The 25,402-nt window shown below is 68.6% G+C and carries 28 protein-coding genes and 2 riboswitches; of the genes, 10 read left to right on the top strand and 18 right to left on the bottom strand.

What is annotated here, in order from left to right:
- Positions 1 to 23 precede the first annotated feature (23 nt).
- Positions 24 to 226: riboswitch (cobalamin riboswitch) on the top strand.
- 82 nt (positions 227 to 308) lie between these two features.
- Positions 309 to 2,192 carry a TonB-dependent receptor domain-containing protein gene (locus NF616_RS07100; protein ID WP_252272548.1) on the top strand — a complete coding sequence of 628 codons (1,884 nt, stop codon included), beginning with the start codon at positions 309 to 311 and terminating at the stop codon, positions 2,190 to 2,192.
- A 53-nt stretch (positions 2,193 to 2,245) separates the two neighbouring features.
- On the opposite strand, the gene NF616_RS07095 is transcribed toward NF616_RS07100, so the two are convergent.
- The 13 genes from NF616_RS07095 to nrdR form a co-directional block, all read right to left on the bottom strand.
- Positions 2,246 to 3,049, bottom strand: coding sequence for a cobalamin-binding protein (locus NF616_RS07095; protein WP_252272547.1), 804 nt, complete (start codon positions 3,047 to 3,049; stop codon positions 2,246 to 2,248).
- Complete coding sequence (locus NF616_RS07090) at positions 3,049 to 3,468, bottom strand: MFS transporter (RefSeq protein ID WP_252272546.1); 420 nt, start codon at positions 3,466 to 3,468, stop codon at positions 3,049 to 3,051. Before NF616_RS07090 ends, NF616_RS07095 begins: the two co-directional genes overlap by 1 nt.
- Positions 3,465 to 4,076, bottom strand: coding sequence for a GTP cyclohydrolase II (gene ribA / locus NF616_RS07085; RefSeq protein ID WP_252272545.1), 612 nt, complete (start codon positions 4,074 to 4,076; stop codon positions 3,465 to 3,467). The genes NF616_RS07090 and ribA overlap by 4 nt, the downstream gene beginning before the upstream one ends.
- A gap of 124 nt (positions 4,077 to 4,200) precedes the next feature.
- Positions 4,201 to 4,851: a retropepsin-like aspartic protease family protein gene (locus NF616_RS07080; RefSeq protein WP_252272544.1), complete on the bottom strand. Its 651-nt coding sequence runs from the start codon at positions 4,849 to 4,851 to the stop codon at positions 4,201 to 4,203.
- Positions 4,838 to 5,590, bottom strand: a complete 753-nt coding sequence (locus tag NF616_RS07075; protein WP_252272543.1) for a substrate-binding periplasmic protein — start codon at positions 5,588 to 5,590, stop codon at positions 4,838 to 4,840. Before NF616_RS07075 ends, NF616_RS07080 begins: the two co-directional genes overlap by 14 nt.
- Positions 5,591 to 5,605: 15 nt before the next feature.
- Positions 5,606 to 6,091 carry a phosphatidylglycerophosphatase A family protein gene (locus NF616_RS07070; protein WP_252272542.1) on the bottom strand — a complete coding sequence of 162 codons (486 nt, stop codon included), beginning with the start codon at positions 6,089 to 6,091 and terminating at the stop codon, positions 5,606 to 5,608.
- A complete protein-coding gene (gene thiL, locus NF616_RS07065; protein ID WP_252272541.1) occupies positions 6,084 to 7,061 on the bottom strand; it encodes a thiamine-phosphate kinase in 978 nt (325 codons plus the stop codon). Before thiL ends, NF616_RS07070 begins: the two co-directional genes overlap by 8 nt.
- Positions 7,062 to 7,211: 150 nt before the next feature.
- Positions 7,212 to 7,697 carry a transcription antitermination factor NusB gene (nusB, locus tag NF616_RS07060; protein WP_252272540.1) on the bottom strand — a complete coding sequence of 162 codons (486 nt, stop codon included), beginning with the start codon at positions 7,695 to 7,697 and terminating at the stop codon, positions 7,212 to 7,214.
- The gene (gene ribH, locus NF616_RS07055; RefSeq protein WP_043310363.1) at positions 7,694 to 8,170 is read right to left on the bottom strand and encodes a 6,7-dimethyl-8-ribityllumazine synthase; all 477 of its coding nucleotides are present in this window, start codon (positions 8,168 to 8,170) and stop codon (positions 7,694 to 7,696) included. The genes nusB and ribH overlap by 4 nt, the downstream gene beginning before the upstream one ends.
- A 136-nt stretch (positions 8,171 to 8,306) precedes the next feature.
- On the bottom strand, positions 8,307 to 9,386 hold the full coding sequence (gene ribBA / locus NF616_RS07050) for a bifunctional 3,4-dihydroxy-2-butanone-4-phosphate synthase/GTP cyclohydrolase II (RefSeq protein WP_252272539.1): 1,080 nt from the start codon (positions 9,384 to 9,386) through the stop codon (positions 8,307 to 8,309).
- Between the two features lie 10 nt (positions 9,387 to 9,396).
- Positions 9,397 to 10,059 (bottom strand): riboflavin synthase, encoded by a 663-nt coding sequence (locus tag NF616_RS07045; RefSeq protein ID WP_252272538.1) that lies wholly within the window; start codon positions 10,057 to 10,059, stop codon positions 9,397 to 9,399.
- A gap of 120 nt (positions 10,060 to 10,179) precedes the next feature.
- Positions 10,180 to 10,324: riboswitch (FMN riboswitch) on the bottom strand.
- 109 nt (positions 10,325 to 10,433) lie between these two features.
- Positions 10,434 to 11,546 (bottom strand): bifunctional diaminohydroxyphosphoribosylaminopyrimidine deaminase/5-amino-6-(5-phosphoribosylamino)uracil reductase RibD, encoded by a 1,113-nt coding sequence (gene ribD / locus NF616_RS07040; protein WP_252272537.1) that lies wholly within the window; start codon positions 11,544 to 11,546, stop codon positions 10,434 to 10,436.
- Entirely contained in the window at positions 11,543 to 12,007 is a 465-nt protein-coding gene (nrdR, locus tag NF616_RS07035; protein ID WP_252272536.1) for a transcriptional regulator NrdR, read from the bottom strand. The genes ribD and nrdR overlap by 4 nt, the downstream gene beginning before the upstream one ends.
- Positions 12,008 to 12,123: 116 nt before the next feature.
- Here nrdR and NF616_RS07030 point away from each other — a divergent pair, with 116 nt between their 5' ends.
- The 4 genes from NF616_RS07030 to NF616_RS07015 all read left to right on the top strand — a co-directional run bounded on the left by NF616_RS07030 (position 12,124) and on the right by NF616_RS07015 (position 14,685).
- Complete coding sequence (locus NF616_RS07030) at positions 12,124 to 12,579, top strand: YbaY family lipoprotein (protein WP_252272535.1); 456 nt, start codon at positions 12,124 to 12,126, stop codon at positions 12,577 to 12,579.
- Complete coding sequence (locus NF616_RS07025; RefSeq protein ID WP_252272534.1) at positions 12,576 to 13,232, top strand: class I SAM-dependent methyltransferase; 657 nt, start codon at positions 12,576 to 12,578, stop codon at positions 13,230 to 13,232. The genes NF616_RS07030 and NF616_RS07025 overlap by 4 nt, the downstream gene beginning before the upstream one ends.
- Before the next feature lie 146 nt (positions 13,233 to 13,378).
- Positions 13,379 to 14,251: a thioredoxin gene (gene trxA / locus NF616_RS07020; RefSeq protein ID WP_252272533.1), complete on the top strand. Its 873-nt coding sequence runs from the start codon at positions 13,379 to 13,381 to the stop codon at positions 14,249 to 14,251.
- The gene (locus NF616_RS07015; protein WP_252272532.1) at positions 14,251 to 14,685 is read left to right on the top strand and encodes an acyl-CoA thioesterase; all 435 of its coding nucleotides are present in this window, start codon (positions 14,251 to 14,253) and stop codon (positions 14,683 to 14,685) included. The genes trxA and NF616_RS07015 overlap by 1 nt, the downstream gene beginning before the upstream one ends.
- 39 nt (positions 14,686 to 14,724) lie before the next feature.
- Here the strand turns inward: NF616_RS07015 and NF616_RS07010 are convergent, their stop codons facing one another.
- Positions 14,725 to 15,066 carry a hypothetical protein gene (locus tag NF616_RS07010; protein WP_252272531.1) on the bottom strand — a complete coding sequence of 114 codons (342 nt, stop codon included), beginning with the start codon at positions 15,064 to 15,066 and terminating at the stop codon, positions 14,725 to 14,727.
- Between the two features lie 111 nt (positions 15,067 to 15,177).
- On the opposite strand from NF616_RS07010, the gene NF616_RS07005 reads away from it, so the two are divergent.
- The 5 genes from NF616_RS07005 (at position 15,178) to NF616_RS06985 (ending at position 19,212) form a co-directional block, all read left to right on the top strand.
- Positions 15,178 to 15,780 (top strand): DUF2796 domain-containing protein, encoded by a 603-nt coding sequence (locus NF616_RS07005; RefSeq protein WP_252272530.1) that lies wholly within the window; start codon positions 15,178 to 15,180, stop codon positions 15,778 to 15,780.
- A 119-nt stretch (positions 15,781 to 15,899) separates the two neighbouring features.
- Positions 15,900 to 16,607 (top strand): ABC transporter ATP-binding protein, encoded by a 708-nt coding sequence (locus NF616_RS07000; protein ID WP_252272529.1) that lies wholly within the window; start codon positions 15,900 to 15,902, stop codon positions 16,605 to 16,607.
- 1 nt (position 16,608) lies between these two features.
- Entirely contained in the window at positions 16,609 to 17,871 is a 1,263-nt protein-coding gene (locus tag NF616_RS06995; protein ID WP_252272528.1) for an ABC transporter permease, read from the top strand.
- An 8-nt stretch (positions 17,872 to 17,879) separates the two neighbouring features.
- Positions 17,880 to 18,404, top strand: coding sequence for a DUF3299 domain-containing protein (locus tag NF616_RS06990; protein WP_252272527.1), 525 nt, complete (start codon positions 17,880 to 17,882; stop codon positions 18,402 to 18,404).
- Positions 18,405 to 18,525: 121 nt separating this feature from the next.
- Positions 18,526 to 19,212 carry an OmpW/AlkL family protein gene (locus NF616_RS06985; RefSeq protein ID WP_252272526.1) on the top strand — a complete coding sequence of 229 codons (687 nt, stop codon included), beginning with the start codon at positions 18,526 to 18,528 and terminating at the stop codon, positions 19,210 to 19,212.
- Between the two features lie 286 nt (positions 19,213 to 19,498).
- Here NF616_RS06985 and NF616_RS06980 read toward each other — a convergent pair whose 3' ends face one another.
- From NF616_RS06980 to NF616_RS06965, 4 genes are all read right to left on the bottom strand, one after another.
- The gene (locus NF616_RS06980; protein WP_252272525.1) at positions 19,499 to 20,428 is read right to left on the bottom strand and encodes an SDR family NAD(P)-dependent oxidoreductase; all 930 of its coding nucleotides are present in this window, start codon (positions 20,426 to 20,428) and stop codon (positions 19,499 to 19,501) included.
- A gap of 17 nt (positions 20,429 to 20,445) precedes the next feature.
- The gene (locus tag NF616_RS06975) at positions 20,446 to 21,330 is read right to left on the bottom strand and encodes a sugar nucleotide-binding protein (RefSeq protein ID WP_252272524.1); all 885 of its coding nucleotides are present in this window, start codon (positions 21,328 to 21,330) and stop codon (positions 20,446 to 20,448) included.
- A gap of 831 nt (positions 21,331 to 22,161) precedes the next feature.
- Positions 22,162 to 23,514 carry a DUF1329 domain-containing protein gene (locus tag NF616_RS06970; RefSeq protein WP_252272523.1) on the bottom strand — a complete coding sequence of 451 codons (1,353 nt, stop codon included), beginning with the start codon at positions 23,512 to 23,514 and terminating at the stop codon, positions 22,162 to 22,164.
- A 14-nt stretch (positions 23,515 to 23,528) separates the two neighbouring features.
- On the bottom strand, positions 23,529 to 25,316 hold the full coding sequence (locus NF616_RS06965; protein ID WP_252272522.1) for a DUF1302 domain-containing protein: 1,788 nt from the start codon (positions 25,314 to 25,316) through the stop codon (positions 23,529 to 23,531).
- Between the last annotated feature and the right edge of the window lie 86 nt (positions 25,317 to 25,402).

Here is a 25,402-nt window from a genome sequence, read left to right as displayed (position 1 = left end):
CACGCTGTGCACTAAGGTGCGCGGCGTTTTTCTTTCCATCAGGTGCGCCGGTATTCGCCGGCGATAATCGGGAAGCCGGTGCGCTCACGAGCAATCCCGGCACTGCCCCCGCAACGGTAATCGACCGCAGCCAGGTTGCAGCCCCGCAATGGCCACTGGGTTTTCCCGGGAAGGCGAGCGGATCGGCGTCGAGAGTCCGGAGACCGGCCTGACGGAATCGACTGGTGTTGCGGAGGGCATCACCGTCAGGCGCACCCGCGCGCCTGTCCTGCCCTCCTCGAAGTCTCCAAGACCTTTGAGGAAACCCGATGAAGCTGTCCCGTTATTTCCCGCTCTCGGCTCTGGCCGTGTCCCTGCTACCTTCCGTCGCCCTGGCGGATGATCAGGAATCCGCGCTCAAGCTCTCCGAAACCCTGATCAGCGCCAACCGCGACGTGCAGCAGCGCAGCGAGAGCAGCGCCGCCAGCACGGTGTTCACCCGCGCCGACATCGAGCGCCTGCAACCGCAGTCGGTGGTCGACATCCTCAAGCGCGTGCCCGGCGTCCAGGTGATCGACAGCGGCCTCGGCAGCCAGGCCAGCATGTTCATCCGCGGCACCAAGTCGGCCCAGAGCCTGGTGCTGGTGGACGGCATGCGCATCGGTTCGGCCAGCTCCGGCGACAGCAACCTGCAGCACCTCAATATCGACCAGATCGAGCGCATCGAAGTGCTGCGCGGGCCGCGCTCGGCGGTCTACGGCGCAGACGCCATCGGCGGCGTGGTGCAGATTTTCACCCGTCGAAGCGCCGGCGGAGGTCTCGCCCCGTTCGTGCGCATGGGTTACGGCAGCCGCGGCACCTGGCAGCGCAGTGCCGGCATCTCCGGCGGCGACGAGCAGACCCGCTTCAGCCTGGCCGGCAGCCTCAACGAGACCAACGGCATCGACCGCAGCGGCCTGTCCTACGACTCCGACCGGGACCACGACGCCTATCGCAACAAGGCCTTCAGCCTGAGCCTCAGCCACAAGTTCAACGAGCGCCTGGAAGCCGGTGTCAACGTCCTCGACCAGCGCGGCCGCACCGAGTACGACAACCCCTTCGGTCGCTTCGACATGACCACCTTCGAGTCGGTCGGCCAGGACCCGTACAGCGACTTCACCGTCAGCAGCGTGTCCAGCTACTTCGACGCGCAGATCAACGACCTGTGGAGCAGCCGTCTGGAAGTCGGCCACAGCGAAAACCGCGAGGAAAGCCTGGACAAGCTCAGCGACGAGCGCAGCGTGTTCAACACCTACCGCGACTCGGCGAACTGGCTTAATACCCTGAGCCTCGGCGGCGGCCACAGCCTGCTGCTGGGCGCCGACTGGTACGAGGACCAGCTCAACAGCAGCACCGCCTTCGACGAGGAGCAGCGCTGGAACCAGGGCGCCTACGTGCAACACCGCTACGAGGGCGAGGGCTTCTCCACCGAGTTGGGCCTGCGCCACGACAAGAACGAGCAGTTCGGCAGCGAGAACACCTGGAGCGGCGCCCTGACCCTGCCGCTGAACGCCGCCAATGACCTGATCCTGTCCTACAGCGAAGGCTTCCGCGCGCCGACCTTCAACGACCTCTACTACCCGGGCTACAGCAACCCGAGCCTCAAGCCGGAGCACTCCAAGAGCTACGAGCTGCAGTGGCGCAGCCAGCTGGCCGAGACCACCCGCCTCGAGGCCTCGCTGTACCGCACCGACATCGAGGACGCCATCGCCAGCGACCAGAACTTCATCCCGCAGAACATCGCCGAGGCGCGCATCCACGGCTTCGAGGCGAGCCTGCAGCAGGAGCTGTTCGGCTGGCAGGGCCAGCTGGGCGTCGCCTTCGTCGACCCGCGCGACCGCGACAACGGCCACACCCTCAACCGACGCGCCCGCCGTACGCTGAGTTTGGATCTGGATCGCCGCTTCGGCGACTTCGCCGTCGGCGCCTCCTGGCAGGCGGCGAGCAGCAGCTACGACGATCCGGACAACCAGCAGGAGATGGGCGGCTACGGGCTGCTGGGCCTGCGCGGCAGCTGGCAGGCCACCTCCGAGCTGAAGCTGGAGGCCAAGGTCGACAACCTGCTGGACAAGGAATACCAGCGCGCGCTGTACGAGCACGAAGGCGTGAGCTACGGCTACCGCCAGGAAGGCCGCAGCGCGATGCTCGGCTTCGTCTGGACGCCGAAGCTGTAAGCGTCTTGCGCCACATGCAAAAGGCCCCGAACGGGGCCTTTTGTCTTTCCGGACTAGTTGAAGCGTGCGCCGGCCAGTCGCTCGCAGAGCTTCTCCGTGGCCACCAGCATCTGGAAGCTGGGCCGCTCCAGGCCCTTGTCGGGCACCGGCCACAGCTGATTCAGGCGCACCGCCGGCAGCTGCGGCCAGGCGCGCCAAGGCTGCAGCTCGGCGTCGCTGCCGCCGATGATCGCCGCCGGCGCACGGGCCAGCACCGCCTCGACATTGACCTGCGGCGCCGGCAGGCGCAGGTCGGCGAACACGTTGCGCGCGCCGCATACGCGCAGGGCGTCGCTGACGATCTGTTGGCCGCCGAGGGTGTACAACGGCGCATGCCAGACCTGGTAGAACACCGGCAGCAGCGGCTCGCGCCGGTAGCGCTGGCGCAGCTCGGCCAGGCGCGTCTCGAACCGCTCGCGCAGCGCCTGGCCGCGGGCGGCGAAACCGACCCGCCGGCCGATCTCGGCGAACTGTTCGGCGAGCTGCGCGAAATCATGGGGTTCGCCGACATAGAGCGGGATGCCGAAGGATTCGAGTTGCCTGCGCTGCGCCTCGGGCACGCTGGCCGGCCACAGCAGCAGCAGATCGGGCTGCAGCGCCAGCAGGGTTTCCAGCTCCACCTGGCCGTAGCGCCCCACCGAAGGCAGGTGCTCCAGCCCGGCCGGCCGCGGGCCGCCGTCGAGCACGCCGACCAGGCGCTCGGTGGCGCCCAGCTCCAGCATGATTTCCGACATCGAGGGCGCCAGGCTGACCACCCGCTCGGCGGCCGCCAGCGGCATCGCGCAGGCGAGCAGGCAGGCAGCCAGGAAGGTGCGCATCAACCCAGCTGGCGCGGGATTCGGTACAGGGAGAGCAGCACCACGCTGCTCAGCGCCATGAGCATCAGGGCGACGGCATTGAGCCCGCTGAACAGGGCGATGGCGGCGACCCAGGCCGGCAGGCAGGCGCCGAGGAAGGCCTTGCGCCGCTGGCGCGCCAGCTCCAGCCAGGCCACGCGCTCATGCTCGCCGTCCAGGGCGGCCTGGGTGGCGATCAGCGCGCGCTTGTAGGCGGAGAACAGCGGCAGGCTGACGAACATCGAGGCCACGCCGGCGATGAACAGCGGCATCTCCAGCACCGTACCCAGGGCCTGGCTGCCGCCGAACAGCAGGTTGAGGAAGAACAGCGGCGCCAAGGCGAAGCCGAGCCAGCGCCACCATTCCAGGGCGAGCCGGCGACGCACCTCGGCGCGGGTCATTCTTCTTCGGCCTGGTGCTTGAGACCCAGCAGATGGCCGAGCTTGCCGGCCTTGGTCGCCAGGTACTTGCTGTTGTGCGCATTGAGCGCCACCTCGAGCGGACGGCGCTCGGCGACGCGCACGCCGAAGCCTTCCAGCGCCTTGACCTTGCGCGGGTTGTTGGTCATCAGGGAGATGGCGCGGATGCCCAGGTGGTCGAGCATCGGCTGGCAGATCGAGTAGTCGCGCTGGTCGGCGGCGAAGCCCAGGCGCTCGTTGGCCTCGACGGTGTCGGCGCCGCCGTCCTGCAGCTCGTAGGCGCGGATCTTGTTCAGCAGGCCGATGCCGCGGCCTTCCTGGCGCAGGTACAGCAGCACGCCACGGCCCTCGGCGGCGATGGCGCGCAGGGCCGCCTCGAGCTGGGCGCCGCAGTCGCAGCGCTGGCTGAACAGGGCGTCGCCGGTCAGGCATTCGGAATGCAGGCGGCCCAGCACCGGCTGGCCGTCGGCAACATCGCCCAGGGTCAGGGCCACGTGCTCCTTGCCGCTCTCCTCGTCGAGGAAACCGTGCATGGTGAACACCGCGAAAGGCGTGGGCAGCTTGGAGGCGGCGACGAAGACGACGGACACCGGTTGCTCCTGTTGAGGTTCGGCGGAAAAGGCCGGCATTGTACCAGCCGACGCAGCGGCCGGCGCAGCCTGAATTATCGGGGATAAGGATCGAAACGGCCGATGGATGGCCGGGCCGGCGCGCCTAGAGCTTCGACTCCAGCATCAGCACGCCGTTGTCCTCGCGCCAGCGCACCCGGCTGAGGTAACTCATGCCCAGCAGCACCTCGGAGGGCGAGCCGCCTTCCAGCACCACACCTTCCACGCCAAGCACTTCCAGGCCGCCGACCTTGACGCTGTCGAGCTTGACGCGCCAGGCCTTGACGTTGCCGCCGGCGGTGCTGGCCACCATCGGGCGGCCGACCACCCGGTAGTCGATGCCCAGGCGCCGGGCCTGGCCTTCGTTCATCGCCACCGAGGTGGCGCCGGTGTCGACCAGGAACTGCACCGGATGGCCCTCGATGGAACCGGCCACCCAGTAATGATTGCCCACGCCGCGGCTGATGCTGAGCTGGGTCTTCTGTGGCCCGCTGCTGCCGGCCTGGTTGTATTCGCGGGTCATGCCGTAGCTGCGCTGCACACCGTCGACTTCCAGCACCGCGCCCTTGCTGTCGGCGCTGATCACGCGCACGCCGCCCGGCCCGGTCTGGCCGGTGCGCACCAGCTTGCGCTGACCGTCGACCAGCAGCACCGCGGCGCCGGGGAACAGGCCGACCACCTGCACCTGGGTCTCGGCGTGCAGCAGCGGGCTCAGGGCCAGCAGCAGGCTGGCGGCGAACAGTTCAAGGCGACGCATCGGGGATCTCCATGTCCTCATCGAAGGGATAGGGCTGCCGCCAGCGGCGGAAGATCGGTCGCAACTCGCCATCCTCCACCAGCTCGCCCATGCGCCGATCGAACAGTGCGGCCAGGGCGCGGCCCCGGGCAGTATCGGCAAAGCCGGCGTACAGCGGCAAGCGGGTCAGCTCGGTTGTGCGAAAGCGCGCAGGGTCCGGCGCCTCGCTGAGGACCTCGTCGACCTCGGTGGCGGCGTCCAGGTAGAAATCGGTGTGTCCCAGCTCGAGCATGCGCAGGATGCCGACGCGGCGGCGGACCTCCTGAAAGCGGCTCACGCCCGGCAGATAGCGCTGGTACGCGTAGCCGCGCATCCAGGTCAGGCGGTACTGGCCGATGCTCGCCAGCGTCGGCGCGGGCAGGCTGCGCAGGGACAGGGCGGTGATCCGGTCGGCGTCGTAGGGCCAGCGCGGGTAGACGATGTCGTCCTTCACTTCGCCGCGGTAGGAGCCGAGCCAGGCATCCGCCTCGCCGCGCTGGACCAGGCCGATGGAGCGGGTATAGGGGGCGATGCGCAGCTGCACCTCGACGTCGGCCGGCTCGAACACCTTGCGCATCAGGTCCCAGGCCAGGCCGCTACCGTCGGGGTTGGTGTGGTCGAGCCAGTGCTCGCTGACCAGCCGGACCTCGCTCGGCAGTGGCTCGGCCCGGACCGTCGGCCAGCACAGGCACAGCAGCAATGCCAGCCAGCGGACACCCATCTACACTCTCCCGGGTCAGGCCAGGCCCCACACCAGCAGTTGCATCGCCACCCAGGCGAACACGCCGGCCAGTACGTCGTCCAGCATGATGCCGATGCCGCCGTGCACGTGGCGGTCGATCCAGCGAATCGGCCACGGCTTGATGACATCGAAGATGCGGAATACCAGGAAGCCTAGCAGCAACCAGTACCAGCCCTCGGGCACCAGCCAGAGGGTGATCCACATGCCGACCATCTCGTCCCAGACGATGCCCTCGTGGTCGTGCACGCCCATGTCTTCGGCCACCCGCCCGCACAGCCAGAAGCCGAACAGCATGGTGACGCCGAGCATCAGCCAGTAGCCCCAGTCCGGCAGCATCTGCCACAGCGGGATGAAGGGGATGGCCACCATCGAACCCCAGGTGCCCGGCGCCTTGGGCAACAGTCCCGAGCCGAAGCCGAAGGCGAGGAAGTGCCAGGGGTTGCGCCAGACCTGCGGCGCCACTTTCACCAGTTCAGTCACCGTGCATCTCTATGTGTTGTCCGAAATGTTGGTAGCCCGCCCGCGGCGGCTCGAGACGGCGCCCCTGGCCGTCCAGCAGCTGCACGCCCTGCCCTGCCCGCACCCGGCCGATCGCCGAGGCCTCCGGCCATTGGGCCCGCAGCGACGGCAGGAGTTCAGGCGGCAGGGTAAAGGCCAGACGATAGTCGTCGCCGCCGGCCAGTGCACAGTCCAGCGCCCGCTCGCCGGCCAGCGCCTGCAGCGCGGGCGACAGCGGCACTTCGGCCTGGTCGATGTGCAGCGCCACGCCGGACGCCGCGGCGATATGCCCGCAGTCGGCCAGTAGACCGTCGGAAATATCCAGCGCCGCCGTGGCCCTACCACGCAGCCATTGCCCCAGCGCGAGCTGCGGCTGCGGCGCCCAGTAGCGTTGCAACAGGTAGCTGGCGGATTCGCCCTCGACCGGCCGCTGACCCAGCACCAGCGGCAGCGCGCCGGCGCCGTCTCCCAGGCTGCCGCCGACACAGAGCAGATCGCCCGGGCGCGCGCCGCCACGGGTCAGCGCCGCGCCGGTCGGTACCTGGCCGAACACGGTGAGGGTCAGGCTCAGCGGGCCGCGGGTGGTGTCGCCGCCGACCAGGGCGATGGCGCACTGCGCAGCCATCCGCGACAGGCCGCGGGCAAAGCCTTCCAGCCAGGCCGGTTCGGCCGCGGGCAGGGTCAGCGCCAGGGTGAAGCCGAGCGGCGCAGCGCCCATTGCCGCCAGATCGCTGACGCTGACCGCCAGGGCACGCTGACCGAGCAGGAAGGGATCGCAGGGATGGGGGAAATGCACGCCGGCCACCAGGGTGTCGGTGGACAGCGCCAGCTGCATGCCGGGGGCCGGCTGCAGCAGCGCACAGTCGTCGCCGATGCCGAGGGCGATGCCTTCGGCCGCCTGCGCACAGGGCGCGGCGGCGAAGTAGCGGCGGATCAGCTCGAACTCACCCATGGGGTACTCAAAGACCCCGATCGGCAGCGGCGCGGGCGAAGAGCATCGCGCGGCGCTCGCAAACTCGCCGGCCGACACGGCAGGCCGCGCTTGCCGCGCGCCCGGCGCCTGGCCCCTCACTCCGCTCGCTCACCGCTCCGGGCCTTTCGCTCAGCGCTTGTTGGCGTTGACTTCGGGCCCGCGCAGCACCGGGGCCAGCTTGTCCAGCACGCCATTGACGAACTTGTGCCCGTCGGTGGCGCCGAACACCTTGGCCAGCTCGATGCCCTCGTTGATCACCACCTTGTAGGGCACGTCGACGCGGCTGGTCAGCTCCCAGGCGGACAGGCGCAGGATGGCCAGCTCGACCGGGTCCAGCTCGTCCAGCGGAATGCTCAGGAAGGGCGCGAAGGACGCATCCAGCTCCGGCTTGCTGCGCGCCACGCCGGTGAGGATCTCGTGGAAGTAGGCACCGTCGACGCCGCTGAAGTCGTTATCGACGCGGAACTGCGCTTCGATCTCGTTCAGCGACTGACCGGCCATGTGCCACTGATACAGCGCCTGCATGGCCAGGCTGCGGGCCACGCGGCGTTGCGCGATCTTGCCCTTGGCCTTGGGCTGCGGTGCGTCCTGGCTGTCGTCGTGATTCAGGCTCACTTGGCCTCCAGGGCCGCCAGCAGGCTGACCATTTCCAGGGCGGAAAGCGCGGCCTCGGCGCCCTTGTTGCCGGCCTTGGTGCCGGAGCGCTCGATGGCCTGCTCGATGGAGTCGACGGTCAGTACGCCGAAGGCGACCGGCACGCCGTATTCCATGGACACCTGGGCCAGGCCCTTGGTGCATTCGCCGGCGACGTATTCGAAGTGCGGGGTACCGCCACGGATCACCGCGCCGAGGGCGATGATGGCGGCGAACTCGCCGCGCTGGGCGACTTTCTGGGTGACCAGCGGGATCTCGAAGGCACCCGGCGCGCGGATGACGGTGATGTCGCTTTCCTTCACGCCGTGGCGGACCAGGGCGTCGACCGCGCCGCTGACCAGGCTCTCGACGACGAAGCTGTTGAAGCGGCCAACCACCAGGGCGTATTTGCCTTGCGGGGCGATGAAGGTACCTTCGATGGTCTTCAGGGTCATGGGCGAGTCTCGGTTCGGATAAAGAGCCGGAGTGCCCGTGGCACTCCGTAATGAAATGTTAAGCCCACTCGGGGCCATGGGTCGTCGCGGCGGCGTGTCGATATCGGCTCGACACGCGGCACCTCTGGCCCTGGGCTTATTCGGCGGGCAGGTATTCTACAACTTCCAGATCGAAGCCGGATATGGCGTTGAACTTCATCGGCGAGCTCATCAGGCGCATCTTGCGCACGCCCAGATCACGGAGAATCTGCGAGCCGGCGCCGACGGTGCTGTAGGTCGCCGGGCTCGGCGCCGGCTGCTTGCCCAGGTGGGCCAGCAGTTCCGGACCTGTGAGCGGATTGCCCAGCAGCAGCACCACGCCGCTGCCGGCCCTGGCCACCTCGGCCATGGCCGCGCGCAGGCTCCAGCGGCCCGGCTGCTTGACCAGGAACAGGTCGCGCAACGGCTCCATGTTGTGTACGCGCACCAGGGTCGGCTCTTCGGCGCACACCTTGCCCAGGGTCAGGGCCATGTGCGCGGTGTTCTCCACGCCGTCGCGGTAGGTGACCAGGGTGAACTGGCCCAGTTCGGTGTCCAGCGGCTGTTCGCTGACGCGCTCCACCGTGCGTTCGTGGATCAGCCGGTAGTGGATCAGATCGGCGATGGTGCCGATCTTCAAATCGTGCTCGGCGGCGAACTTCTCCAGCTCCGGGCGACGGGCCATGGTGCCGTCGTCGTTCATGATCTCGCAGATCACGCCGCTCGGCTCGAAGCCGGCCATGCGCGCCAGGTCGCAGGCCGCCTCGGTGTGGCCGGCGCGGGCCAGCACGCCGCCGGGCTGGGCCATCAGCGGGAAGATGTGGCCGGGGCTGACGATATCGTCGGCCACCGCGCTGCGTGCCACCGCGGCCTGCACGGTGCGCGCGCGGTCGGCGGCGGAGATGCCGGTGGTGACGCCCTCGGCCGCCTCGATGGAGACGGTGAACTTGGTGCCGAAGCCGGAACCGTTGCGCGGCGCCATCAGCGGTAGCTTGAGCAGCTCGCAGCGCTCGCGGGTCATCGGCATGCAGATCAGGCCGCGGGCGAAGCGGGCCATGAAGTTGATGTGCTCGGCGCTCACGCATTCGGAGGCGATGATGATGTCGCCTTCGTTCTCGCGGTCCTCGTCATCCATGAGGATGACCATCTTGCCGGCGCGGATGTCTTCGATCAGTTCTTCTGCGGTATTCAGGGCCATGCGGGCAATCTCACTTGTTCAGGTAGCCGTGTTCGGCGAGGAAGGCTTCGCTGATGCCCGAAGCGCTGGGTTCGGCGGCCTTGTCGCCGAGCAGCAGGCGCTCTAGGTAGCGTGCCAGCAGGTCCACTTCGAGGTTGACCCGGCGCCCCGGACGGTAGTCGGCCATGATCGTTTCGAGCAGGGTATGCGGCACGATGGTCAGTTCGAACTCTGCGCCGTTGACGGCGTTGACCGTCAGGCTGGTGCCGTCGACGGTGATCGAGCCCTTGAGCGCGATGTACTTGGCCAGCTCGCGCGGCGCGCGCACGGTGAACTGGATGGCGCGGGCGTTATCCTCACGCTTGACGATCTCGCCGACGCCGTCGACGTGGCCGCTGACCAGATGCCCGCCGAGGCGGGTGGTCGGCGTCAGGGCCTTCTCCAGGTTGACGCGGCTGCCGGCCTTGAGGTCGACGAAGGCGGTGCGGGTCAGGGTCTCGCGGCTGACGTCGGCCCAGAAGCCGTCGCCGGGCAGCTCGACCGCGGTCAGGCACACGCCGTTGACCGCGATGCTGTCGCCCAGCTTGACGTCACCGAGGTCCAGCTTGCCGGTCTCGACGTAGACGCGCACGTCGCCGCCCTTGGGCGTGATGGCCCGGATGGTGCCGATGGATTCGATTATGCCGGTGAACATGCGTCCTCCCGGAAGGTGTTGCAATGCAGCATGGACGAACTCCTGTTTTGGTCAAAAACAGGGCAATGCCGATCGATAGGGATTTTCGCGGGCGCAGACGGACGGCGCCCCGGAAGGGAATCCCGCTCTCTCTTTATCCGGACTATACCGTCGGCCCCGGAATCGCACCGGGTCTGCTGTCCCTTTCGCTGGAAAGGCGCTCGCGGGCTAGACAGTGACTGTCATTACCGCCGGTGGGGAATCGCACCCCGCCCTGAGAACGTTGCGGCCGGCGAGGGCCGCGGCTGGCTTTTTACCACAAAAGTGCCGCGGATCGTAGGGTGCGCCGCGCGCACCGCTGCCGTACGGCCGGCGCAGGATGCGCGCTGCCCGGCCTAGGGCTTGGATACGGCGGTGATCCGCCAGTCGCTGCCGACCGCGCGGATGTCGCGGATCTCCAGCTCCTGCGCCTCGGCCATGCGCGCCAGCGGCCAGTCCAGCAGCGGGCGGGCGCTGGAACCGAGAAACTTGGGCGCGACGAACAGCTGGTACTCGTCGACCAGCCCGGCACGGGCGAAGGCGCCGGCCAGCTTCGGCCCGGCCTCCACCAGCACCTCGTTGGCGCCACGGCCGGCCAGCTCCATCAGCAGCCGGCGCAGGTCGACATGGCCATTACTGCCGGGCACCGCCAACAGTTCGTGGCCGTCCTCGAGAAAGCGATCGCGGGCGGAAGCGGCCGCGCAGGTGGCGACCAGCGCCGGCCCTGCCTGGAAGAACGGCGCGGTGAGCGGCACGCGCAGGCGGCCGTCGATCAGCACGCGCAGCGGCGGACGATCGATGGCCAGGGCCGTCAGCTCGGCATTCAGGCCCAGCTCCTCGGCACGCACGGTCAGGCGCGCCTGGTCGGTGAGCACGGTATCGGCGCCGGTGATGATCGCGCTGGTTCGCGCGCGCAGGCGCTGCACCGCGGCGCGCGCCTCGGGGCCGGTGATCCACTGGCTCTCGCCGCTGGCCATGGCGGTACGGCCGTCCAGGCTCATGGCCAGCTTGACCCGCACGAAGGGCAGGCCGTGTTCCATGCGCTTGATGAAGCCGGCGTTCAGCTCGCGCGCCTCGGCCTCCAGCACGCCGCTGTGCACGGCGATGCCGGCATTGGCCAGGCGCAACAGGCCGCTGCCGGCGACCTGCGGGTTGGGGTCCTGCATGGCCGCCACCACCCGGGCCACGCCGGCAGCCACCAGGGCATCGGCGCAGGGCGGCGTGCGGCCATGGTGGCTGCAGGGTTCCAGGGTCACATAGGCAGTAGCGCCGCGGGCCTTGTCGCCGGCCTGGCGCAGGGCGTGGACTTCGGCATGCGGCTCGCCGGCCTTGGCGTGCCAGCCCTCGCCGACGATCTTGCCGTCGCGCACGATGACGCAGCCGACCCGCGGGTTGGGGTGGGTGGAGTACAGCCCCTTGCGCGCCAGCTCCAGCGCGCGGGCCATGAACTGCTGGTCGGCCGCACTCATTCCTTGGACGGCTCGCGGGCCAGGCGCTCGATCTCCTCGCGGAACTCGTTGAGATCCTGGAAGCGCCGGTAGACCGAGGCGAAGCGGATGTAGGCGACCTCGTCGAGCTTCTGCAGCTCGGTCATCACCAGCTCGCCAAGCACCCGCGACTTGATCTCGCGCTCGCCGGTGGCGCGCAGGCGGTGCTTGATGTGGGCGATGGCCTCCTCCAGGCGCTCGACGCTCACCGGGCGCTTCTCCAGCGCACGCTGCATGCCGGCGCGCAGCTTCTCCTCGTCGAAGGGCTGGCGGCTGCCGTCGGACTTGATCAGCCGCGGCATCACCAGTTCGGCAGTCTCGAAGGTGGTGAAGCGCTCGCCGCAGGCCACGCATTCGCGGCGCCGGCGCACCTGTTCGCCCTCGGCGACCAGGCGGGAATCGATGACCTTGGTGTCGTTGGCGGAGCAGAACGGACAATGCATGGAGGAAGAGGCCCTACGAAACGGTGGCCCATGGTAGCGCATGGTCCCGGCAAGACAAGCCGGCGCCCGTTGCGGTATACAGGCGCCCGTTCCCTGCACGATCCCTGGATGCCGTCATGCCCTTTCGCCCCGCCCTCGCCTGCCTGTGCCTGCTGCTGGCCGCCTGTGCCGGCGAACCCTCCAAACCGGCGGCGCCGCCCGCGGCCGTCAAACCCGCGGTGGCGATCGAGCCCGCCGCGCCCGCGGAGCAACCGCTGCCCGCCCATCTGCGCGAACTGCGCGGCAGCCTGCTGACCCCGCCGGCCGGCAGCCTGGTGGAGATCGCGCTGCTGGTGGTGGACGAGCGCGACCGTCCGCGGCAACTGCTGGGCAGCCTCAGGCTGGCCGGCGATGGCGGCGCCCTGCCCTTCCGCCTGCCGTTCAACCCCGAGTATTTCCCTGCCGGCGAACGGGTGGAGCTGCGCGCGCGCATCAGCCAGTCCGGCCGGCTGATCCTGCGCCTGCCGCCGCAGCGTGTGACCCTGGCCGACGACCGCGACTTCGGCGCCCTGCCCCTGGTCAGCGCGCCATGAAGGCTCCGACCGCGCTGCAGGACGCCCTGCAACAGCTGCTCGGCGACGCCCGCCTGAGCGCCGAGACCCTGCCCGGCACCGACATCCGCCTGTGGCTGGTCGACCCGAGCAACATGGACCGCAGCTTCAGCCCGGAGGAGACCCGGCGCATCCTCGAGGAACCGCCCTACTGGAGCTTCTGCTGGGCCAGTGGCCTGGCCCTGGCGCGCTGGCTGGCGGAAAAACCGGAGTGGGTGCGCGGCAAGCGTGTGCTCGACTTCGGTGCCGGCTCCGGCGTGGCGGCCATCGCCACGGCCAAGGCCGGGGCAGCGGAAGTGGTGGCCTGCGACCTCGACCCGCTGGCCATCGAATCCTGCCGCGCCAACGCCGAGCTGAACGGCGTGCAGCTGAGCTATTCGCTGGACTTCTTTGCCGAAGAGGATCGCTTCGACCTGATCATCGTCGCCGACGTGCTCTACGACCGCGCCAACCTGCCGCTGCTCGACGCCTTTCTCAGCCGCGGCAAAGAAGCCCTGGTGGCCGACTCGCGGGTCAAGGACTTCCAGCATCCGCTGTACCAGCGCCTGGGCCTGCTCGATGCGTGCACCTGGCCGGACCTGGCCGAGCCGGCGGAATTCCGCAGCGTCAGCCTGTATCACGCCAGGCGCGGCTGAGCCGTAGCCCGGATGCAATCCGGGGACCAGGCCACTGCGCGCCCCGGATTGCATCCGGGCTACTTGTTTCCGCCGGGCGCCGCCCGCATTTATAGTCGCATCACCGTTCCCGGCCCCGCAGCGCGGGCCGCCAATCGAGAATTGCCATGAGCGATACCCCCTACATCTTCGACGTATCCGGCGCCGCCAGCTTCGAGCAGCTGGTGATCGAGAACTCCTTCCACAAGCCGGTGCTGGTGGACTTCTGGGCCGAGTGGTGCGCGCCGTGCAAGGCGCTGATGCCGATGCTGGCGAAGATCGCCGAGGAATACCGCGGCGAGCTGCTGCTGGCCAAGGTCGACTGCGATGCCGAGCAGGACATCGTCATGCGCTTCGGCATCCGCAGCCTGCCGACCGTGGTGCTGTTCAAGGACGGTCAGCCGGTCGACGGTTTCGCCGGCGCACAGCCGGAGTCGGCCATCCGCGAGATGCTCAAGCCGCATGTGGCCGAGCCGGCGCCGCTGGCCGCCGACCCGCTGGAGACCGCCCAGGCGCTGTTCGCCGAGGAGCGCTTCGGCGAGGCCGAGACCCTGCTCAAGCAGGTGCTGACCGAGAACAACGAGAACGCCGCGGCGCTGATTCTCTATGCCCGCTGCCTGGCCGAGCGCGGCGAGCTGGGCGAGGCCGAGGCGGTGCTCGGCGCGGTCAAGGGCGACGAGCACAAGCAGGCCCTTTCGGCTGCCCGCGCGCAGCTGACCTTCCTGCGCCAGGCCACCGACCTGCCGGATGGCGCCGAGCTGAAGAGCCGCCTGGCGCAAGATCCGAACGACGACGAAGCGACCTACCAGCTGGCCATCCAGCAGCTGGCGCGCCAGCAATACGAGGCGGCGCTGGATGGCCTGCTCAGGCTGTTCGTGCGTAATCGCGGCTATGCCGAGGGCATCGCCCACAAGACCCTGCTGCAGGTGTTCGACCTGCTGGGCAACGAGCATCCGCTGGTGACTCTGTACCGCCGCAAGCTCTATCAGGCGATCTACTGATGTCGCCCTTCCGCCTGCTGCTGCGGGTGCGCTACGGCGAATGCGACGCCCAGCAGGTGGTGTTCAACGCCCGCTATGGCGATTACGTGGACGTGGCGGCCACCGAGTTTTATCGCGCCGTGTTCGGCAGCTATCAGAACCTGCTGGAGCAGAACCTGGACAGCCAGGTGGTGCGCATGGCCATCGACTGGAGCGCGCCGGCGCGCTTCGACGATGTGCTGCAACTGGAAGTCAGCACCCTGCGCCTGGGCAACAGTTCCTTCGCCCTGGAGGTGGACATCCGCCGCCAGGCCGACCAGGCGGCCATCGCCCGGGCCGAAGTCACTTATGTAATGGTCGATGCCAAGGCCTTCAGCAAGACGGCCATTCCCGAGGCCATTCGCGTCCAGCTGGAACGTGGCGCGCCGGGCGTGACGGTGAACCAGGCCGGCTAGGGCTGTTGCCGTTGCGACGCCAGTCGCGATGAAACGCAGCTAGCCGACCCAGCGATACAGCGGCGCGTCGGCGCTGCTTTCCACCTGCACCTGCGGGCTGTGACGCAGCCGCACCAGCAGGCGCTTGCCCGCCGCCTCGCCGCCGGCCAGCGCGGCCAGTTCGCCGAGCAGCTGCGGGCCTTCCATGCTGCCGGCACGCTGCAGCAGCTCCAGCGCCATCGGCCACAGGCCGTCCGCGGGATTGGCGGCGGGCGCCACGCGCGCCGGAGCCGGCGACGACTCGACCGGCAGGTGAGCGGCCAGCTGGGCCCAGTCCTCGGCATCCATCTCCACCGTCAGGTCCACCGGCCAGTCGCCGACCCGCCCCTTGATTCGCAGCATTTTTGATCCTCCAAGCATCAGACGAACATGCTGCCACGCACACCGAGGCTGGCCAATCGCAGCGGTTAGGTGTTACAACATAACCTAACGAATATCATCGGAGCCCTCTCAATGCGCCGCACCCTGCTCGCCCTGCCCCTCGCCCTGCTGCCCTTGGCCATCGCCCACGCCGATAGCCACGAACACGTGCATGACCACGCTCACGACCACGGCCACGAGGAGCACGGCAGCCTCGGCAAGCACGAGCACGGCGTCGCCAGCCTCAACGTGGCGCTGGACGGCCAGACCCTGGAGATCCAGCTGCAGAGCCCGGCGATGAACCTGGTCGGCTTCGAGCATGCCGCCAAGAGCGACGCCGACAAGGCCAAGGTGGCCGCCGCCCGCCAGCAGCTGGAAAAGCCCCAGGCGCTGTTCGCCCTGCCGATCGAGGCCAAGTGCTCGCTCGAGGACAGCGACCTCGAGAGCCCACTGTTCGGCGACGAAGAGCACGAGCACGAGCACGAGGATCATGACCACGGCGACGAGCACGCGCACAGCGATATTGACGCCAGCTACCGCTTCGCCTGCGCCAAGGCCGAGGCGCTGAAGACCCTCGAGCTGGGGACCTTCTTCGGCACCTTCCCCGGCACCGAGAAGCTGGAAGTGCAGCTGATCGGCCCGAGCGGCCAGCAGGGCGCGGAGCTGACGCCGAAGCAGTCGCGTCTCAGCTTCTAACGCCCACGGGCGCGCGCACCGCCGGGCACGGCCCGGTGCGCGCGTCGCCTCCTTCGCATACGGGCGCGGCGCCGCATCTGCGGTAAGCTGCGCCTGATCTTTTTCCGCCCGGCCTCTCCATGTCCCAAGCACTGATCGAACTCACCGACCTCGGCTTCGCCTGGCCCGGCCAGGCCGAGCTGCTGGACATCCCCACCTTCACCCTGCAGCGCGGCGAGAGCCTGTTCCTCAAGGGCCCCAGTGGCAGCGGCAAGACCACCCTGCTCGGCCTGCTCGGCGGCGTGCAGAAACCCGGCCGCGGTCGCCTCAGTCTGCTCGGCCAGGAGCTGGCGCAGATGTCATCCGGCGCCCGCGACCGCTTCCGCGTCGACCACACCGGCTACATCTTTCAGCAGTTCAACCTGCTGCCGTTCCTCTCGGTGCGCGAGAACGTCGAGCTGCCCTGCCGCTTTTCCAGGAGCCGCGCACAACGGGCCAGCGAGCGGCATGGCAGCATCGACGGTGCCGCCGCGCAGTTGCTGGAGCATCTCGGGCTGAAAGCCGAGTTGCTGGAGCGCCGCGCCGATTCGCTGTCCATCGGCCAGCAGCAGCGCGTCGCCGCCGCTCGCGCACTGATCGGCCAGCCGGAACTGGTGATCGCCGACGAGCCGACCTCGGCGCTGGACCATGACGCCCGCGAGGCCTTCCTGCAGTTGCTGTTCGCCGAATGCCGCGCCGCCGGCGCCAGCTTGCTGTTCGTCAGCCACGACCAGAGCCTGTCGCCGCTGTTCGACCGCAGCGTCTCGCTGGCCGAGCTCAACCGCGCCGCCAAGCCGGTGGAGGTCTGACATGCACCTGATCCGCATCGCCTTGGCCAGCCTGGCCAACCGCCGCTTCACCGCGCTGCTCACGGTGTTCGCCATCGCCCTCTCGGTGTGCCTGCTGCTGGCCGTCGAGCGGGTGCGCACCGAGGCGCGCGCCAGTTTCGCCAGCACCATCAGCGGCACCGACCTGATCGTCGGCGCCCGCTCGGGCAGCGTGAACCTGCTGCTGTACTCGGTATTCCGTATCGGCAACGCCACCAACAACATCCGCTGGGACAGTTTCGAGACCCTGGCCAGACACCCGCAGGTGAAGTGGGCGATTCCGCTGTCGCTGGGCGACTCGCACCGCGGCTACCGGGTGCTGGGCACCGACACCGGCTACTTCGAACACTACCGCTATGGCCGTGATCAGGCGCTGCAGCTGGCCCAGGGCAAGCCCTTCGCCGACCTGTTCGACGTGGTGCTCGGCGCCGAGGTGGCCGAGGCGCTGAAGTACAAGCTCGGCGACCGGATCGTGCTGGCCCACGGCGTGGCCACCGTCAGCCTGACCCAGCATGACGACAAGCCCTTCACCGTGGTCGGCGTGCTGGCCCGTACCGGCACGCCGGTGGACCGCACCCTGCACATCTCGCTGGAAGGTATGGAGGCGCTGCACGTCGACTGGCAGAACGGCATGCCGGCGCGCGGCAACGCCAAGGTCTCCGCCGACCAGGCGCGCGCGCTGGACCTGCAGCCCAAGGCCATCACCGCCGCGCTGCTGGGCCTGAAGAGCAAGATCGCCACCTTCGCCATCCAGCGCCAGGTCAACGAGTACCGCGGCGAGCCGCTGCTGGCGATCCTTCCCGGCGTGGCGCTGCAGGAGCTGTGGAGCCTGATGGGCACGGCGGAGAAGGCGCTGTTCGTGGTCTCGCTGTTCGTCGTGCTGACCGGCCTGATCGGCATGCTCACCGCCATCCTCACCAGCCTCAACGAGCGCCGCCGCGAGATGGCCATCCTGCGCTCGGTGGGCGCACGACCCTGGCATATCGCCGGGCTGCTGGTGCTGGAAGCGCTGGTGCTGGCCATGGCCGGCGCGGCGCTGGGCCTGGGACTGCTGTACGGCGGCATCGCCGCCAGCCAGGGCTGGGTACAGGCGCAGTACGGCCTGTACCTGCCGCTGGCGCTGCCCAGCGCCTATGAGTGGAGCCTGCTCGGCGGTATTCTGAGCGCCGCCCTGCTGATGGGCGCCGTGCCGGCCTGGCGCGCCTATCGGCAGTCGCTGGCCGACGGCCTGTCCATTCGTCTGTGAGGTTGCTTATGCGTCATCTGCTGTCCGCCCTGTTGCTCGCCATCGCTCCGCTATGGGCCGCACCGCTCTGGGCCGACGAGGTACGCGAGCTGACCTGGAGCGAGCTGATCCCGCCGGACGCCCCGCCGCTGCAGGCGCAGCAGATGCCTATGCACGACTTGTCGCAGCTGGCCGACGCCCTGGCCGCCGAGAGCGGCCCGGCGGCCCAGCAGCAGTCGCCGGACGCGCCGGTGATCGAGGCGCTGGACGGCGAGCAGGTCAAGCTGCCCGGCTACATCGTGCCGCTGGGCGTGACCGAGGAGGGCCGGGTGACCGAGTTCCTCTTCGTGCCTTACTTCGGCGCCTGCATCCATGTACCGCCGCCGCCTTCCAATCAGATCGTCCATGTCACCGCGGAGCTGGGCGTGCTGATGGACGCGCTGTACCAGCCGTTCTGGATCGAGGGCCCGCTCAAGGTCGAGGCGCGCAGCAGCGAGATGGGCAACGCCGGCTACCAGATGGCCGCGGAGAAGATCTACCCCTACGAAATGTAGGGTGTGCCGGTTTGCCGCACCCCGGCCACCCCGGCCATTGAGCTGGATCAACAAGCACGGGACGGGGCTCCCCAAGAATCGCTGTCAGCCAATACAACTGCCGATTCACCGGAGTCCCAAGATGAAGAAGACACTGCTCGCCACTTCCCTGATCGCCCTCGCCCTGGCCGCACCACTGGCCCAGGCCCACCAGGCCGGCGACATCATCGTCCGTGCCGGCGCCATCACCGTCGATCCGCACGAAGACAGCAGCGACATCTGGGTCGGCGCCCTCGGCACCGACGTGGCCGGCACCAAGGCCACCCTCGACAGCGACACCCAGCTGGGCCTGAACTTCGCCTACATGGTGACCGACCACGTCGGCGTCGAGCTGCTGGCCGCCACCCCGTTCAGCCACGATGTGGGCGTCAGCGGCATGCCCGGCCCGTTCGCCGGCCTCAACGGCAAGCTCGGCGAGCTCAAGCACCTGCCGCCGACCCTGAGCCTGGTGTACTACCCGATGGCCGCCACCTCCGCCTTCCAGCCCTATGTCGGCGCCGGCATCAACTACACCTGGTTCTTCGACACCGAACTGACCAGCGAAGCCGAAGACAAGGGCTTCAGCGGCCTGGACCTGGACGACTCCTGGGGCTTCGCCGCCCAGGTCGGCATGGACTACATGCTGACCGACAACGTGATGCTCAACGCCCAGGTGCGCTACATCGATATCGACACCCAGGGCAGCACCCGCTTCGGTGGCCGCGAGGTCGAGGTGGACGTGGACGTCGATCCGTTCGTCTACATGGTCGGCCTGGGCTACAAGTTCTAAGCCCGAGCGCAGCACCGGAAAGCCCCGCATCGCGGGGCTTCTTCTTGTCCGGCAAATCGAATCGGTGCGCACGGCGCACCCTACCGGTCGCCTCGCGTAGCCCGGATGCAATCCGGGAGGCGAAGCGGCCAGCCTTCTTGGATCACATCCGGGCTACCGCTCTGCGCTCACGATGAGCATGGGAGAAATCAGCGCCCTATCGACAAACGAAAAGCCCCGCGAATGCGGGGCTTTTCGTAGGCAGGTGAACTCGCGACGGGGATAGAGGCGGGCTGACCCGCCCCGCTCAGCGTCCGAGCAGCTGTGCCAGTCCGGTCTCCAGCGGGGTCGCCGGGGCCAGCTGGTAGCGCTGGCGCAGCAGGCCGTTGTCCGCCTTGGAATGGCGAATATCGCCGGCGCGGGCCTCGCCATGGCTCACCTCGGGCAGGCCGCCGAGCACTTGGCGCACCGCGTCCAGCAGCTGGTTGAGACTGACCGACTGGCTGTGGCCGACGTTCACCGCGCCGGGCTCGACCGTCGCCTGGGTCAGGGCCTGCAGCAGCAGTGGCACCAGGTCGGCGACGTAGAAGAAGTCGCGGGTCTGCTCGCCGTCGCCGAACACGGCGATCGGCCGGCCGGCCAGGGCGCGCTCGGTGAAGATGCTGATCACCCCGGAATAGGGCGACGACGGGTCCTGGCGCGGGCCGAAGATGTTGAAGAAACGGAAGATCGCCGGCTCCAGACCATGCTGGCGGCGATAGAAGTCCAGGTAGTGCTCGCTGGCCAGCTTGTCCGCGGCATAGGGAGTGAGCGGCGCCTTGGGCGTGTCCTCGCGCACCGCCACGCCCTCGCCGTTGTTGCCGTATACGGCGGCGCTGGAGGCGAACACCACGCGGCGCACGCCGGCCTCGCGCATCGCCTCGCAGACGTTGAGGGTGCCGACGAAGTTGCTCTGGTGGGTGCTCACCGGGTCGTCCACCGAGGCCTGCACCGAGGCCACCGCGGCCAGGTGCGCCACCGCGCTGCAGCCGGCCACGGCGCGGCGCACTAGCGCGGCGTCGGCCACGTCGCCCTCGATCAGTTCGATGCGCGCGTCCTGCAGCGGCAGGTTCTCGCGCTTGCCGGTGGACAGGTTGTCCAGCACGCGCACCCGGTGGCCGGCCGCCAGCAGCGCATCGCACAAGTGGGAGCCAATGAAGCCGGCGCCGCCGGTGACCAGAATCAGTGAGTCGGACATGGGAATTCTCGAAAGCGTCAGGCGCGTCGGTAGTGGCGGTCCAGCACGGCCGGCAGGCCGGCGCGCCAGGCCCGTGGCTTGATGCCAAAGGTGTGCAGGATCTTCTTGCAAGCCAGCACCGCGTGTTGCGGCTCTTCGGCGGCATCAGGCCGGGCCGCGTGGGCCTGGGGAGTGACTTCCTGCACCTTGAGCGGGTGCAGGCCGCGCATTTCGCCGATCACCGCCTGCCCCAGGGCCAGCGGCGTGGTGGCTTCGTGGCCGCCGTAGTGGTAGATGCCCCACAGCGGGCTCTGGCAGTCCAGCTGCTTGAGCACGGCGAGGATCACCCGCGCGGCGTCGTCCACCGGCGTCGGATTGCCGCGGCGGTCGTCGGCCATGAACAGCTCCTGCTCCAGCTCGGCGCGGCGCAGGAAGCGGCCGAGCAGGCCGTCCGGGCTCTCGTCCAGCAGCCAGCCGAAGCGCAGCAGCACATGGCGCGGACAGGTGGCGCGCACGCACTGTTCGATGCGCAGCAGCGCCTGGCCGCGCAGGCCCAGGGGCACCGGCTCGTCCTTCTCGCTGTAGGCGGTGGCGCGCGAGCCATCGAACACGCGATAGCTGGAGGGCTGCAGCAAGAGGATGTTGTGGTGCTGGCACAGCTCGGCCAGGCGTTCGACGGCGCGTTCCTGCAGGGCGAAGCGGCGCTCGTCGTAGTGCTCGGCCTGGAACCAGTCGTGGTAGTAGGCGAGGTTGATCAGCGCATCGGGGCGGGTTTCGTCGAGCAGCTGGGTCAGGCTGGCGCGGTCCCAGCCACCTTCCGGCGGACGCGGGGCGAGGAAGCCGATGTCTTCCTCGGCACCCTGGCGCACCAGCGCCTGACCCAGGGCATTGCCCCCACCCAGCAATAACAGCCGCATTCGCATTAAGAACAGGACCCGAAAGACTGACCAGGCCCCGACCGCCTGAGCGACGGGGCGAAAGTGGGCATTTTGCGGGTTTCACGGCGGCGCGTCACTACCGGCCCGGGTGTGGGGGCTGGCCGGTGGCCTGCGAGATTGTCGTAGGGACGACGGGCGTGGGTGTCCCCCACTTCCCTCCCCCGCTTACAGGAGAGGGTCCGCGTGGGCCAATGCTCAGTCGACCCGGCACCCTCTCCCCCGGGCCCCTCTCCCATAAATGGGAGAGGGGAGCGATCCGGCACGGAGCAAGGAAAGATCACCAGTCCCGCGGCGGCCAGACGGATCGGGGTGAAGAGTACGCAGGCGCCCCCATTTCCCTCTCCCGTTTACGGGAGAGGGTTAGGGAGAGGGCCGACGCTCGACAATCCGCACCCTCTCCCCCAGCCCCTTTCCCATCAATGGGAGAGGGGAGCGCACCGGCGTGAAGCAGGGAGAGAGAGATCACAAGTCCCGCGGCGGCCAGACGGGATGGATGACACGAACGCAGGCGTCCCACATCCCTCTCCCGCTTACGGGAGAGGGTTAGGGAGAGGGCCAACGCTCGACAATCCGCACCCTCTCCCCCAGCTCCTTTCCCATAAATGGAAGAGGGGAGCGCACCGGCGTGGAGCAGAGAGAGATCACAAGTCCCGCGGTGGCCAGACGGATCGGGGTGAAGAGTACGCAGGCGCCCCACTTCCCTCTCCCGTTTACGGGAGAGGGTCAGGGAGAGGGCCGACGCTCGACAACCGACACCCTCTTCCCCAGCCCCCACAGAGGAGAGGAGCGCTTCCGGCATTGGAATGCGGCGCGAAATCACTGCGTGCCGCGACGGCGCAGGCTGGACGGGGTGAAGTAGCTCTCCGGCGGTGGGGTGAGGAGGAACTGGCGGGGCGCCTTCTCGTTGTTGCGCAGACCGATCACCGTGTAGGTACGGGCGATCAGGTCGTGGTAGACGATGTTCACCGGGGTGATGGTCGGCACCTCGTAGGCGTTCTTGCTGAAGGCCAGGTTGACGTGCCACAGCTCGCCGCGGGCGTCGTAGTTCTCCACCATCAGGGCGTACCAGCTGTCCTCGTCCAGGTAGAAGCGGCGCTTGGCATGCACGTGGCGCTGGCCCTGGCGCAGGGTCGCCTCGACCACCCATACGCGGTGCATCTCCCAGCGGGTCAGGTCGCTGTTCAGGTGGCCGGGCTTGACCAGTTCACCCACCTCGCGCCCCGGCTTTTCCATCGCGTAGTTATGGTAGGGCACCAGCAGGCTCTGCTTGCCGATCAGCTTCCAGTCGTAGCGGTCGGTGGCGCCGTTGTACATGTCGGTGTCGTCGGCGTAGATGCCGTCGATCGGCGTGTCGTAGGCCAGGGTCGGGGCGCGGCGCACGCGGCGCTGGCCGGGGTTGTAGATCCACGCCGAACGCGGCTCGGCGACCTGGTCGATGGTCTCGTGCACCAGCAGCGCGCGGCCCACGTCGCGCGATGGCGGCAGCAGTTCGGAGGCGAAGTAGTAGAGGATGTTGTCGAGGCTGCCGGCGTCCTTCTGCGGGTTGTAGTAGTTGGAGAGCAGCTGCAGGTGCTCGCGCAGGATGGAATGGCTGCCGCTGGTGGTGACCTGGGCGGTCACCGACACCTCGTCGATGTAGCGCCCCTGCCAGCGGGCGATGTGGTTCCAGATCGCCTCGCGGCCGTCCGCCGGGATCGGGAAGGGAATGCCGGCGTAGGCGTCCTTGAGCCCGTTGCCGCCCTCGGCCAGGGTCGCCTGCTCGGCGTTGCGCCGGGTGTTGGCGGCGATCTCCTCGGGGGCGGCGAAGCTGCGGTGGCTGGGGTAGACCGGCACCTTGAAGCTCTGCGGGTAGGTCTTGAGCAGCGCCTTCACCCCGGGGCTGAGGTTGGCCTCGTCGGCCGCCATGTTCTGCGCATCGACCACCCGCAGCGGCTTTTCATCCGCGAAGGGATCGACGTGGAAACTGCCGGGGCCGCCATAACCGGCCGGCGCCTGCAGGCCGCCGGACCACTCGGCAATGCCCTTGGCCGCATCGCCCTGGCGCTCGGCACCGAAGGGCGTCAGCGCGGCGCCGAGCTGCGCCGCCTGCTCGGCGCTGACCTTGGCCTGGGCCGCCAGCGGCAGCAGGGCGAACAAGAGGGTCGCGGCACTCAAAGCTGTTCTAGTCATGGTGATCCCTGCCATCAGAAGGAGTAGGAGACGTTGAGGGCGACGTGGTCGCGGTCGATCAGCGCGTTGTCCTTGCGCGCGCCCCAGAACGAGGTGTACGCCAGCTTGCCGGCCAGCTTCTGGCCGTACTTGGCGCCGAGCTCGACGGTGGCGGACTTGCGCCCCTGGATGAAGTTCTCGTTGAGCGCCGGCGAGGTGCCGGACACGTCCTGGCGGAAGGTGATCGCCGGCATCAGGTCGAAGTTGGGCTGCACGTCCTGGATCAGGCCGGAGAGGTTCACCGTGTAGCCCCAGGCGAAGGAGTCCAGGTAGTCGTAGTTGACCGTGTCCAGCAGGCCGCCGGGGATGTAGTTGAAGGCGGCCTCGCCCAGCAGCATCAGGTCGTCCAGGCCGGCGGTGGGGCCGAAGGTGTGGATGGCGGACAGCGAGCCGGTGTAGAGCTCGTCGCGCTTGTACAGGTCGATGCTGCGACGCGGATCGTTGGCCGAGCCATCGCCGAACTCGCCGAGGTCGATGCTGCCGCCGCCGCCCAGGGCGCCTTCGGCCATCTGTTCCAGCTCGTAGGTCATCGAGGGCTCCAGCGGCGCGTTGGGCCGGTAGGTCAGCTCGCCGGCGACGCTGGTGTCGCCGATCGTGCCGGAGACGCTGAGGCCGAACAGACGGATGTCCTCGGGGTAGACGAAGTCGTAGTAGGTGCTGTCGAGCAGGGCCAGGCCGTCGACCAGCGGCACCGAGGCCGGGTCGAGCAGCTGCGCCAGGCTGCACAGGTCGCCGAAGCGGCCGCCGCTGCCGGCGCTGCAGGCGAACGACTGCCCCTTCTGCACCCGCAGGAACGGCACCTTGCTGTGGTAGTTGAGGTAGTAGAGGCTGAACTCGGTGTTGTTCCACTCCTCCATCAGGTAGCGCATGGCGACGCCGAACTGGCCGTCGTCGCGGGCGTCGTGCTCGCGGCCGTAGCGGGCGCCGGCGACGATGCCGTTCTCGCCGTTGAGCCCGGGCACCAAGTCGGCCAGCGGGCCCAGCTCGCCGCGCAGGTCGACCAGCACGCCGTTGCTGCCCTTGCCGAAGTAGTCCTGGTTGTTGAGGAAGGCGCCGGTGGGGATCAGCTCGTGGCCCTTCCACTCCAGGCCGTAGAACGCCTCCACGTCGAGCCGGTCGGTGAGGCCAAGCTGGGCGGAGACCATGTTGGTCGGCAGCAGCGCGTCCTTGAGGCTGGCGTTGGGCAGCACCACGCGGCCGATGTCCACCGGGTTGATCACGTTGAGGCCGTCGGCGTAGAAGATGCCCTCGCCCCAGTTGATCACCTGCCGCCCCAGGCGCAGGCTGGCCGGCATGTCGCCCAGGTAGCGGTTGGTGTACAGGTAGGCGTCGAGCAGGCGCGCGCGGTGGCCGGCGCGGTTCTCCAGGTCCGAGGGGTAGCGTTCGTCGCTGTCGGTGTTGTGGGTGTCGAAGCCGTCGCCGCTGGGGTCGTGGTCCATGATCTGGGTGTCGTACCAGGCGGTGCCGCGGACGAACAGGCCGTCCTGCTCGGTACGCACATGCAGCTCGGAGGTCAGTTTGAACTCGTTGGAGACGAAGCCGGTGTCGTAGTACTCGCTGCCGTCGTTATTGTTGATGAAGACGTTCTGCCCACCCTGCTCGATGCGCTCGGGCGAACTGGTGCGATACACCGAGGTGAACTCGGCGACGCTCTCCAGCGACGTGGTGACATTCGGCCCGGTGTCGATCTCGAACGCCTGGGCCTGAATCCCCCAGATACCTACCCCAACTGCCAGCGCTATCTTGCTCTTGTTATGCGACATGCTGCTGTCCCCTAGCGGTGATGTGGCGAAACTAGCCGACTTGCTAAAACCTCCATGGGGCCGAAGCGGACAAAAAGCGTCGCCGA

The organism is Pseudomonas subflava (genome assembly GCF_023823685.1).
In the GTDB taxonomy this organism is placed as follows: Bacteria; Pseudomonadota; Gammaproteobacteria; order Pseudomonadales; family Pseudomonadaceae; genus Aquipseudomonas; species Aquipseudomonas subflava.
The sequence above is the reverse complement of the archived record's forward strand: the minus strand, read 5'-3'. Positions and strand labels throughout refer to the sequence as shown.

Bases quoted from the DNA above. Each gene is read 5' to 3' on its own strand.
- NF616_RS06980 (WP_252272525.1), bottom strand. From the start codon at position 20,428: ATGTCCGACTCACTGATTCTGGTCACCGGCGGCGCCGGCTTCATTGGC.
- thiL (WP_252272541.1), bottom strand. From the start codon at position 7,061: ATGGGTGAGTTCGAGCTGATCCGCCGCTACTTCGCCGCCGCGCCCTGT.
- NF616_RS06965 (WP_252272522.1), bottom strand. From the start codon at position 25,316: ATGTCGCATAACAAGAGCAAGATAGCGCTGGCAGTTGGGGTAGGTATC.
- ribD (WP_252272537.1), bottom strand. From the start codon at position 11,546: ATGAGTGCGGCCGACCAGCAGTTCATGGCCCGCGCGCTGGAGCTGGCG.
- NF616_RS06975 (WP_252272524.1), bottom strand. From the start codon at position 21,330: ATGCGAATGCGGCTGTTATTGCTGGGTGGGGGCAATGCCCTGGGTCAG.
- nrdR (WP_252272536.1), bottom strand. From the start codon at position 12,007: ATGCATTGTCCGTTCTGCTCCGCCAACGACACCAAGGTCATCGATTCC.
- NF616_RS06995 (WP_252272528.1), top strand. From the start codon at position 16,609: ATGCACCTGATCCGCATCGCCTTGGCCAGCCTGGCCAACCGCCGCTTC.
- NF616_RS07015 (WP_252272532.1), top strand. From the start codon at position 14,251: ATGTCGCCCTTCCGCCTGCTGCTGCGGGTGCGCTACGGCGAATGCGAC.
- trxA (WP_252272533.1), top strand. From the start codon at position 13,379: ATGAGCGATACCCCCTACATCTTCGACGTATCCGGCGCCGCCAGCTTC.
- NF616_RS06985 (WP_252272526.1), top strand. From the start codon at position 18,526: ATGAAGAAGACACTGCTCGCCACTTCCCTGATCGCCCTCGCCCTGGCC.
- NF616_RS07025 (WP_252272534.1), top strand. From the start codon at position 12,576: ATGAAGGCTCCGACCGCGCTGCAGGACGCCCTGCAACAGCTGCTCGGC.
- NF616_RS06970 (WP_252272523.1), bottom strand. From the start codon at position 23,514: ATGACTAGAACAGCTTTGAGTGCCGCGACCCTCTTGTTCGCCCTGCTG.
- NF616_RS07095 (WP_252272547.1), bottom strand. From the start codon at position 3,049: ATGCGCACCTTCCTGGCTGCCTGCCTGCTCGCCTGCGCGATGCCGCTG.
- NF616_RS07000 (WP_252272529.1), top strand. From the start codon at position 15,900: ATGTCCCAAGCACTGATCGAACTCACCGACCTCGGCTTCGCCTGGCCC.
- ribH (WP_043310363.1), bottom strand. From the start codon at position 8,170: ATGACCCTGAAGACCATCGAAGGTACCTTCATCGCCCCGCAAGGCAAA.
- NF616_RS07080 (WP_252272544.1), bottom strand. From the start codon at position 4,851: ATGCGTCGCCTTGAACTGTTCGCCGCCAGCCTGCTGCTGGCCCTGAGC.
- NF616_RS07010 (WP_252272531.1), bottom strand. From the start codon at position 15,066: ATGCTGCGAATCAAGGGGCGGGTCGGCGACTGGCCGGTGGACCTGACG.
- NF616_RS07090 (WP_252272546.1), bottom strand. From the start codon at position 3,468: ATGACCCGCGCCGAGGTGCGTCGCCGGCTCGCCCTGGAATGGTGGCGC.
- NF616_RS07100 (WP_252272548.1), top strand. From the start codon at position 309: ATGAAGCTGTCCCGTTATTTCCCGCTCTCGGCTCTGGCCGTGTCCCTG.
- NF616_RS06990 (WP_252272527.1), top strand. From the start codon at position 17,880: ATGCGTCATCTGCTGTCCGCCCTGTTGCTCGCCATCGCTCCGCTATGG.
- NF616_RS07030 (WP_252272535.1), top strand. From the start codon at position 12,124: ATGCCCTTTCGCCCCGCCCTCGCCTGCCTGTGCCTGCTGCTGGCCGCC.
- NF616_RS07045 (WP_252272538.1), bottom strand. From the start codon at position 10,059: ATGTTCACCGGCATAATCGAATCCATCGGCACCATCCGGGCCATCACG.
- NF616_RS07005 (WP_252272530.1), top strand. From the start codon at position 15,178: ATGCGCCGCACCCTGCTCGCCCTGCCCCTCGCCCTGCTGCCCTTGGCC.
- NF616_RS07075 (WP_252272543.1), bottom strand. From the start codon at position 5,590: ATGGGTGTCCGCTGGCTGGCATTGCTGCTGTGCCTGTGCTGGCCGACG.
- ribBA (WP_252272539.1), bottom strand. From the start codon at position 9,386: ATGGCCCTGAATACCGCAGAAGAACTGATCGAAGACATCCGCGCCGGC.